Annotated in this window: 9 protein-coding genes and 1 pseudogene; 3 read left to right on the plus strand and 7 right to left on the minus strand. The window is 38.6% G+C overall.

Annotation, left to right across the window (positions count from 1 at the left end):
* The 3 genes from VLB74_RS00980 to VLB74_RS00990 form a co-directional block, all read left to right on the plus strand.
* On the plus strand, positions 1 to 321 hold a 321-nt coding region (locus VLB74_RS00980; RefSeq protein ID WP_325201602.1), incomplete at its 5' end, for a MazG nucleotide pyrophosphohydrolase domain-containing protein.
* Positions 322 to 393: 72 nt separating this feature from the next.
* Positions 394 to 711, plus strand: coding sequence for an antibiotic biosynthesis monooxygenase family protein (locus tag VLB74_RS00985; protein WP_325201603.1), 318 nt, complete (start codon positions 394 to 396; stop codon positions 709 to 711).
* A gap of 10 nt (positions 712 to 721) precedes the next feature.
* Positions 722 to 1,858, plus strand: a complete 1,137-nt coding sequence (locus VLB74_RS00990) for a hypothetical protein (protein ID WP_325201604.1) — start codon at positions 722 to 724, stop codon at positions 1,856 to 1,858.
* Positions 1,859 to 1,862: 4 nt separating this feature from the next.
* On the opposite strand, the gene VLB74_RS00995 is transcribed toward VLB74_RS00990, so the two are convergent.
* The 7 genes and pseudogenes from VLB74_RS00995 to VLB74_RS01025 all read right to left on the minus strand — a co-directional run.
* A complete protein-coding gene (locus tag VLB74_RS00995) occupies positions 1,863 to 2,345 on the minus strand; it encodes an OsmC family protein (RefSeq protein ID WP_325201605.1) in 483 nt (160 codons plus the stop codon).
* A gap of 106 nt (positions 2,346 to 2,451) precedes the next feature.
* The gene (locus tag VLB74_RS01000; RefSeq protein WP_325201606.1) at positions 2,452 to 4,350 is read right to left on the minus strand and encodes a DUF349 domain-containing protein; all 1,899 of its coding nucleotides are present in this window, start codon (positions 4,348 to 4,350) and stop codon (positions 2,452 to 2,454) included.
* A gap of 260 nt (positions 4,351 to 4,610) precedes the next feature.
* Positions 4,611 to 5,375, minus strand: coding sequence for a shikimate dehydrogenase family protein (locus VLB74_RS01005; RefSeq protein ID WP_325201607.1), 765 nt, complete (start codon positions 5,373 to 5,375; stop codon positions 4,611 to 4,613).
* Between the two features lie 101 nt (positions 5,376 to 5,476).
* The gene (locus VLB74_RS01010) at positions 5,477 to 6,880 is read right to left on the minus strand and encodes a tetratricopeptide repeat protein (RefSeq protein WP_325201608.1); all 1,404 of its coding nucleotides are present in this window, start codon (positions 6,878 to 6,880) and stop codon (positions 5,477 to 5,479) included.
* Positions 6,881 to 6,990: 110 nt separating this feature from the next.
* Positions 6,991 to 8,190 carry an aspartate aminotransferase family protein gene (locus tag VLB74_RS01015; RefSeq protein ID WP_325201609.1) on the minus strand — a complete coding sequence of 400 codons (1,200 nt, stop codon included), beginning with the start codon at positions 8,188 to 8,190 and terminating at the stop codon, positions 6,991 to 6,993.
* 1 nt (position 8,191) lies between these two features.
* On the minus strand, positions 8,192 to 8,836 hold the full coding sequence (locus VLB74_RS01020; RefSeq protein WP_325201610.1) for a hypothetical protein: 645 nt from the start codon (positions 8,834 to 8,836) through the stop codon (positions 8,192 to 8,194).
* A 19-nt stretch (positions 8,837 to 8,855) separates the two neighbouring features.
* A pseudogene (locus VLB74_RS01025) lies at positions 8,856 to 9,273 on the minus strand (OstA-like protein); the annotation flags it as partial.

Raw genomic sequence — 9,273 nt, forward strand, 5'->3', positions numbered from 1 at the left:
GTAAAAGGAGTTGGTTTCGATTGGGAAGAACCGCATCAGGTTTGGGAGAAGGTACAGGAGGAATTGGGCGAATTGCAGCATGAGGTTGAAAATGCAAATCAGGATAAAATAGAAGCCGAATTTGGCGATGTTTTGTTCTCGATGATAAATTATGCACGGTTCTTAAATATCAACCCGGAAGATGCCTTGGAACGCACGAATAAGAAGTTTATGAAGCGATTTATGTATCTGGAAAGCAAAGCCAATGAGTTAGGAAAACCGCTTTCGGAAATGACCTTGGCCGAGATGGATGTTTTTTGGGAGGAAGCGAAGAAGTTGTAAGGGATAAGGGAAAAGGGAAAAGGGATAAGGAAAAAGAGAAAAGGAAAAAGGGAAAAGGGAAAAGGAAAAAGTATGATAGCAAAAACTCCTGTACCGCCATATTACGCAGTGATTTTTACTTCTGAAAGATCGGAAATGGAAGAAGGGTATTCCCAAACGGCAGATCGCATGGTTGAATTGGCCAGCCAGCAGCCCGGATTTTTGGGAGTGGAATCGGCTCGAAACGAAATCGGGATCACAGTTTCCTATTGGAGTGATTTAGAATCCATTAAAAACTGGAAAATGAACGCTGAACACGCCATTGCTCGTGAAAAAGGCAGAACCGATTGGTATAACGAATTTAAAGTACGCATCGCTAAAGTAGAACGCGATTATGATTTTACAAAATAACAAAGCAGGAATGAAAAAAATTACCCTTTTATTACTATTGATATCCAACGTGCTAATGGCTCAAAAGGCTGTTAAAGTAACGGAACAGACTTTAAAAATTAAACCGAATGCTACAGAAGAATTAAATTTTGGCTTTACGGAAGGGGACAGAATTGTTTTTACTTTTTCGGAAGACAACGGTAAAAAAATGAGCGAAGTTTCCGTTGCCGAATATCCGGATAATATCAAATTTAAGGTGGTGGATGATAAAAAGGTGAAGAAGCAGGAAATTGTGGTGATTCACAAATCGGCCTATCAATTCAAATTCAAAAATGAGAGTTCGGAAGGGAGAACTGTTTATGTATTGATTCAGCGCATTCCTCCAGGTGAGGCTGCAGCTAATTTTGATACTGCTGTAAAATGGGTAACGGTACAGGACACAACATGGAATTCGGCAACCAAAGATGTGGTTTTAGGCTATGATACGCTGATGGTTCAGAAAACCAGAAAAATTGTCGACTATGAAAAGAAATACGAAGAAATGGTTTTGGATAAAAGTCAGAGGGTAAACGCTAAAACCACTCTTGATACCAACAGAACCAGTGTTCATTTTACCTTACCAAAAAACTTGATTTCCGAAAACGAAACCAAAAAAGTCGTTGCTTGGGCCTATTGGGTTGGAGTAGGAAAAGAAAGCAATGATTACTGGAACCAGAACCGAAAAATGATTGTAGGTGCTGTACAGGGTGTCGCGTCCTATTTTTCAACACCTTTGGGCGGAATCGCGGCTGGGGCAATTACGAATTTAGCGTTGCCTTCCAACGGTGAAGATGTGGAATATGCCTTGGTTAATGAAGAAAACAAAAAACTGTTTATGGAGGAAAAACCAATTAAATCCTTCGATTTTGGAAAAGGTGTGGCCACTTTTAAAAAATTCACGGAAAGTAATATGCTTCAAGGTCGTTACTTCGTAATGCTGAAAAATGATAACTACGTTCAGTCGATAGATGTTAACGTGAAAGTTTCGGCTATAATCGAACATAAAAAGTTTAAAGATGAAACGTATATGGATAGACAGATTACACCGAGAATTTCGAAGAAAATAGTGTCTGAACCAACCATTACGACACGCAAAATGTTAGTGACTTGGGATTACGGGCGAAAATAAATTTTTAAACGTTGATAATTTTTGCATCCATCTTCACACTATTTATTAAAGTTTGATAGACAACACAGTAACGTTCGGTTAATTTTAAAAGTGCCTGTATTTTTTCGTCACTTTCGTTTGTTTTGATTTCAAAAATCAGTCGGATTTCTTTGAAACCGACCGGAACGTCTTTTGAGATTCCCAACGTTCCCCGAAAATCTATGTCGCCTTCAGCTTTTACAATGGCTTCCTCCAGATTAATTTCAAGAGAGGTTGCAACAGCGTTTAGGGTTACACCCGCACAGGCTACCAACGATTCCAGTAACATGTCACCGGAACATAATTGTAAACCGCTTCCGCCTGTTGCAGGATGAAGGCCGGCTTCTGATATTCTTAAACCGGTTTCAATTTTACAGGAAATATTTTCGCCGATATGTCCCTCTGCTTTTAAGGTTATCAAGGCAGCATCTCCATTTTTGGCATATTTCTCTTTTAAGGGCGTTTGCATTTTTTTTAATTCCTCGCTGGTCATAATCATATAGGATTTTAAAATCTGTATGGTATAAAAAAACCGCAGCTTATTTGATAAGGTGCGGTTTTTATTTGTGTTCTGCTTATTCCTGTTTAAGGCTTCGGATCTGTTTTAGTTTCTCTTTCCAGGTTTTCAACTCCTCTTTGTGACGGTCAATGCTTTTCTGCACTTCTTTTACAAACGGATTTTCCGTTTTCGAATTTTTACCGCTGGAGATAAACTGGATGTTGTTTTCCAATTGGATGATTTCGCTCTGCATCTCGTCAATCTTACGCATGATGAAGATTTGTTCGTTTTGAAGCTGTCTTGTATCTTCATTTCCGGAAAGTTGCTCTAAACGATTGCTGAATTTTGCCATTTCAGCGTCTTTCTTGGACAAACTCAATTTATCGAACAACGCGTCTAATATCTTGTTGAATTTACCTTCAATATGACGTCTGGCATGCGGCACTTTACCAAATGATTTCCAGGTTTCGATATGCTTTTTAATCGCATCCAAATCGGTTTTGTGTTCTCCGATCAGCTGAAAATCTTTGAGGCTTTCCAAATACTCTTTTTTCTTGTCGAAAGCTTCCACCTCTTCATTACTGGCTTCGTTGCGTTTTTCGTGCATTCTGTCGAAGTAATGGTTGCAGGCATCTTTGAAATCTTTCCAAACGCTATCGGAATATTTTTTCGGCACATGACCAATTTTTTTCCATTCTTCCTGAATTTGTTTCATGATTGGCGTTGTGCTGCCAAAATCTTCACTTTCCTGTAATGATTTTGCTTTTTCAACCAAGGCCATTTTTTTATTCAGGTTGTCCTGCTGGTCTTTTTTAATGTCTTTGTAGAATGTGTTTTTTTGTGCGTTGAAATTGCGGACAGCCTCTTTGAAACTGGCCCATGTAGCTTCGTTAACTTCTAATGGCACTTTTCCTGCTTTCATAAATGCAGCGCGCAAAGCTTCTATTTTTTCAATTTGGCCCTGCCATGCGCTGTGAGCAGTTATTTTTTCGTTGGCAATTTCTTCTATTTGGGCAATGATTTCGTTTTTCTTTGCCAAATTTTCAACTTCGATTTCTCGTACTTTAGCAAAAATAGCCTCACGTTTGTCATGAAGTTGTTTTGTCAGTTCACTGAAACGGTTCCATAATTCCTCACGGTGCTCGCGGGAAACCGGACCAATCTCTTCTTTCCAGATTTTATGCAGCGATTGTAATTCACGGAATGCTTTTGGAACATCTTCTTCATTAACCAATTCTTCGACGCGTGTAATGATCTTTGATTTCAATTCATAGTTGTGCTTGAAGTCTAAATCACGTGCTTCGCGGTCTAAATGCAAATGGTCGTAAAAACGCTCAATATGAAAATGGAAATTATTCCAGACATGGTTGTATTTGTCACGCGGAATCGGACCGGCATTTTTCCATCGGTCGCGCAATTCATTTACCGTTTTTAGCATTTCCTGCATGTTTTCGCCGGAATTGTCAATAACGTTTTTCAGCTCTTCAATTATCGCTAAACGAATGTCTAAATTGTGTTTAAGGCTGTTTTGGATTTGCTTGAAATGCTGGTTTTTCTGATCCCTGTATTGATTGTATATCGCATCGAATTTATGTTTCAGCGGGAAATGGTATTCAAATCCGCTGGTGTCGCCATTGTTTTCATGGCTGTATTCATCACGCTTCTCATCGATAAAATGATGGTATTTTACCAGAAATTCTTTTTTGATTTCTTCTACGTGATTGCGAATCGAAAGTAATTTTTCGTTGGTAACTAATTTATGAAGTTCCTCGGTCAGCTCTTCCATCGACATAGCTTCGTAGTTAAGCATCGGGATGTCATGTCCTTCGCTGATGCTTTCGTCCTCGCTCTCTTCTGCATTTGAACTCTCAATTGCTTCTATGGCTGATTGATTTGTTTTTTGAGCTGTTTCCTCTTGTGTAATTTGCTCCTGTCCTTCTGCCTCTGGCAGGTTATCATTCTTTTCTTCTAACATTGTAAGTAATGCTTAAGTTTAACATAATTGAGCCGAAAGATACTTAAACAGGCCGATAATTCAAAAGAAAACCGGTTAAATAAACAGATTTTTCTGTTTAAATGTAAATGTGGTAAAGGGGAGCGAATGGTTTAGGATTTATCGGTGAGCCATTTTCCCGTCTTCCGTTGCAATCTTGCTGAAAAAGCAAGGATTTCCACTGCAGCCGGGGCTATTGAAATAATGGTATTGATTACCAGGATGGTTTGGTTTTTTTGATATTATCGGTTCCAGATTTCCCATGCTTTTTCGGCCTGAAAAATCAGCATATCATGACCGTTTTTGGTTGTTGCACCATTTTCTTTGGCCAAACGTAAAAATTTGGTTTCCTCGGGGTTGTAAATCAAATCGAAAGCAATGTGGTTTTCGCTAAACAAAGAATAATCCAAAGGCGGACAAGCATCAATATTCGGAAACGTACCGACTGGTGTGGTGTTGATGATAATCTGGTATTCACTGAAAAGTTCTTTTGTAAGTTCTTCATACGAAAGTTGATATTCTGTCGGAGTTCTGGAAACAAAATCATAATCGATATGAAGTTTTCTCAACGCATAGGCTATGGCTTTACTTGCTCCGCCTGTTCCGAGAATCAACGCTCTTTTGTGTCTTTTTTTGAGAAGTGGCTTCAGTGCTTTTTTAAATCCGTAAAAATCAGAGTTGTATCCTTTCAGATTCCCTTTTTTTGAAATTTTTATTACGTTGACTGCCCCAATTATTTTTGCGTTTTTTGATAAAGAAGATAACAGCGGAATCACCTCTTCCTTATAAGGGATGGTTACGTTCAGGCCTTTCAGGTTTTTAGTTTCGGCTATGATTTTCGGAAATTCATCAATGGTAGCTAGGTCGAAATTAGCATACGAATAATGCTTGAAATTGATTTTTTCGAATTTCTCCGTAAAGTGTTTTTTGGAAAACGAATAACTGATGTTCTTTCCAATCAATCCAAACTGTTTCTTTTTCGGTTTTTTTTCTTTTTTCGATTTCATCTCTATTCATTTAAAACAGTAATTGAACTGAAAAAAATACGGTCAATTAGTTTGTTCCTAACTGACCGTAAAGTTAATAGTAAAATGTGGTATTTGGTTTACTATTCGTCTGCTTTTTTATGTTTAGCGATGGCATTCTGGACAATTTTTAAGTTCCAGATTACCGGGAATAATTCTTCTAATAAAGTCTTGTTTTCGAAATTCAATCGCAATCCGTTAGCTAGGTGGAATTTTCCTTTGGTGTCATCCTGAATCATGAAATACAATCCGGCCAAACGATATTCGATTTCGTACTCTTCCGGAAAAAATTCGGTTGCTTTCAACAAGGTTTGAACCGCACTGTCAAATTCGCCCAGGAATTGTAAAATGTCTGCCCAGAACAACCAGGTGTCCAATTCGTGATCGCCGAATTCCACTGCTTTTCGGAAACCGTATTCTGCTTCCTCAAAGAAATGCAATGCTTTGTTGATGATGGCATAACGTTTCCAGTATAATTTGTTTTCATTGTCGATTCCAATAGCTTTATTTACATAGTATAAGGCTTTTTGGAAATTTTTCAGACGAATGTAAAAGTCTGTTATGGCAATCCACGCTTTGTCTAACAATGGATCTTCATGAACGGTTTTCAGATAAAATTGCAAAGCCAGTTCATCGTTGCCTAATTTTTCATGACATTTCCCTACACGCAACAAGGCGAATGACGTTGCGTCATCCAATTCCATGGTGGTCATGTAGCAATCAATGGCTTCCTGGTATTTTTTCAGTTTCTCAAAGGCTTTTGCTTTTTCAAGGTAAGCGCCCAGGAAGTTTTCATCGATCAATGTTGCATAATCAAAAGCACGAATCGCCTGATTATAATCTTTTACAGTGTAGTATTGGCGTCCCAACTGATGCCATGCCACTTCGCTGTAAGGATTTCTGTCGATGAAACTGTTTAGGAACAAAATGGCTTCATTAAATTGGTCCAGGAAGTCAAAGCAGTATACGACATTGTATAAAGCGGAATGATCTTCCATGTCTTCATCCAGGCATTTGATAAAGTTTTCCTTTGCCAGTTCCAATTCGTCCATAAATAAATACTCCATCCCGATTAAGTTGTATACATCTGCATAATCGTCGGTATATTTAAGGGCGTATTTTAATAATTCAACGGCTTTTTCGTGTTCGTCTCTCTTTGAATGGATATTTGCCTTCTGAATGTAAATTTCTTCGTTGGTAGGTTCGATGGCATATAGCTCGTTCAGCATTTTTTCAGCTATGTCGAGTTTGTCCTCGAATATTAAAAGTTCTACTTGAACCAACTTCAAACCGGTTGATTTGGGGTGTTGTTCTAAGCCTAATTTTAAAGCCTTTTTGGCTAAGTTTATTCTGCCCGTGTCGAGATAGTGAAGAATGATGTCTTCAAACTCTTCAGAGTCAAAGAAGAATACCTTGTTGGTTTTCAACATTGATTCAAACTTTGATAAGGATAAACTGTTTTCCTCTTCCTCGTTACTCAAATACATACTCCACTTGTTTAAAATTATCCTTATTAAAATTACTAAAGGTTTTAGGCCTTTTATTGATGAACGTTTTTATGTTGTAAACAATATTATTAACAATTGGCTGATAGCTGTCAGCTGTTGGCTTTTAATTCCTCCATCACTTCGTTCATAGCTTCAAGAATGATGCCACAACCTTCTTCAATCTCCTCATTAGACAAGGTCAGGGGCGGAGTGATGCGGATGGCGCACCCTTCAAACAATAACCAGAATAAAATCAGTCCTTTGTCCTGACATTTAAATATTACTTTATTGGTGATTTCAGGACTTTCTGTCATTGCGGCCAACATTAAACCTTCGCCTCGAACCTCTTTAATTAAAGGATGTACCAGTAATTTACGAATTAATTGCTCTTTTTCCAACGTTTTGGGCATTAAATCGGTTTCAAGGAGTTCTTTTAATGTGGCTAGACATGCGGCAGCTATTACAGGGTGACCTCCAAAAGTTGTGATGTGTCCTAATTTAGGATCATGACTCAACAAATCCATGTATTCGGACTTTGCCATAAAGGCACCTACCGGCATACCGCCACCCATTCCTTTGCCCATCACAACCACATCAGGAACTACATCGTATTTTTGGAATCCGAACAGTTTTCCGGTACGGCCAAACCCGGGCTGAATTTCGTCTAAAATCATCAATGCGCCTACTTCATCACAACGCTGGCGGACTTTTTTAAGGAAATCGTTGTGAGGCTGAATGAATCCTGCGCCTCCCTGAATGGTTTCCAAAATGATTCCCGCTGTTTTTTCCGTGATTTTCAATAAATCTTCTTCATTGTTGAAGGTGATGAAATCCACATCCGGTATTAGCGGACGAAAGATCTGCTTGCGTTCTTCAAATCCCATTACGCTCATCGAGCCCATAGTGTTTCCATGATAAGCGTTAAAACAGGAGATGAGCTGGCTTCTTCCTGTAACGCGACGGGCCAATTTTAAAGCACCTTCCGTTGCTTCTGTACCAGAATTTACTAAATACACTTTGTCTAAAGGAGCTGGGGTGTTTTCGGCTAATAACCTGCATAATTCTACCGAAGGATCTTGAGCGTATTCTCCATAAACCATTACGTGGGCGTATTTGTCCAATTGGTTTACCATGGCTTCGCGAACTCTGGGATGCTGATGTCCAAGCGTGCAGGCAGAGACGCCGGCTACGAAGTCCAGATAAGCTCTTCCGTTGGTGTCGTATATGTAGGAACCTTTGGCGTGAGAAACTTCCATTCCTAATGGGTGAGGTGAAGTTTGTGCCTGGTATTGGTAGAAATCTTTAATCATTTTATTCTTCTTCTGTGTAACAGTAATTGTTGTAATAGGTGACTATTTCAGGTATATTCTTCGAATTAAATGTCCTGCTTTTTATTTTCTTGATAATGCTCTCACAATCGGCAAAATATTTCAGTGACCTGCTTTTAAAACTGAAGGAAATCTCGGTTGCGAATTCTTCACTATCGCGTTTCACAAAATATGTTGTCGCAAAATCGTCGGTTAATGGATAGGGAGGAGCACTGTTGCCGGCGTCCGTTGGTTTATGAAATGTTTGATTTGTAGCAGGAAATATGGTTCTTATGTCTCCCGCGCGAAAATTCGGTGTATAAGTTCCAATTTGGTTTTTTCGGTACAGATTGATATCTCCTTCTTCAACTACTTCCATTATTATTGGATTGGAGTATTTGTCAGGTTTTTGGTATTCGTATTTTTCATAAAAACCATAACCTGAAAATATGATGCCTTTTGCCATCTCATAATTCCATTCTGTTTTTTCGTCTTCTTCTGAAATGCGGAAGTATATCTTATTTCTTTTGATTTCGCCCAGACCTTCCATAGTTGTATTGTCAATAAAAACTATAGTCGCATTTCTCTCCTGACAATAGCAGGTAATGCAAAATTGAAAGAAAATAAGAAATAGAAAAAATCTTTTCATTTAAACAATTTTGGGATAATTATTTCTTTTTCTTCTTTTTGGCCGGAGCCGGAGTGGCTTTCTTCGGAGGTTTTCCATACTCCAAAGTTTCTTTTTTGACCTCCATCGGTTCCTCGGCTTTTAATAGTTCCTTTTTGCTGTCTACGGCTATTTTTTCTCCTAATTCTTTTTCTTCTTTAGGGAAGATGTCTTCCAGTGTTTTTATTTCCTCATCACCCCGCCAAATGAATCCTCTTAACTTTCGTGCATTTTCCGGTAGGTCTTTTTCAGGGTAAATTTCTCCTTGAGGATTCACAAATTTAGTCACCGTTTGGATTTTGTTGTCTTCTAATTCTAGATGAATACTGCTGCACACGCCTTTGTCGATACCTACCAATTCGTTTTTTTCATTGTACATATAGTAAATCATTTCGGCATTTTTTACCATATCAACTTCG

Origin of the sequence: Flavobacterium sp. (assembly GCF_035456225.1) — a bacterium.
GTDB lineage: Bacteria > Bacteroidota > Bacteroidia > Flavobacteriales > Flavobacteriaceae > Flavobacterium.

Excerpts from the sequence above, each read along its gene's own strand:
- VLB74_RS00985 (WP_325201603.1), top strand. The coding sequence starts at position 394 with ATGATAGCAAAAACTCCTGTACCGCCATATTACGCAGTGATTTTTACT.
- VLB74_RS00990 (WP_325201604.1), top strand. The coding sequence starts at position 722 with ATGAAAAAAATTACCCTTTTATTACTATTGATATCCAACGTGCTAATG.
- VLB74_RS00995 (WP_325201605.1), bottom strand. The coding sequence starts at position 2,345 with ATGCAAACGCCCTTAAAAGAGAAATATGCCAAAAATGGAGATGCTGCC.
- VLB74_RS01020 (WP_325201610.1), bottom strand. The coding sequence starts at position 8,836 with ATGAAAAGATTTTTTCTATTTCTTATTTTCTTTCAATTTTGCATTACC.
- VLB74_RS01015 (WP_325201609.1), bottom strand. The coding sequence starts at position 8,190 with ATGATTAAAGATTTCTACCAATACCAGGCACAAACTTCACCTCACCCA.
- VLB74_RS01005 (WP_325201607.1), bottom strand. The coding sequence starts at position 5,375 with ATGAAATCGAAAAAAGAAAAAAAACCGAAAAAGAAACAGTTTGGATTG.
- VLB74_RS01010 (WP_325201608.1), bottom strand. The coding sequence starts at position 6,880 with ATGTATTTGAGTAACGAGGAAGAGGAAAACAGTTTATCCTTATCAAAG.
- VLB74_RS01000 (WP_325201606.1), bottom strand. The coding sequence starts at position 4,350 with ATGTTAGAAGAAAAGAATGATAACCTGCCAGAGGCAGAAGGACAGGAG.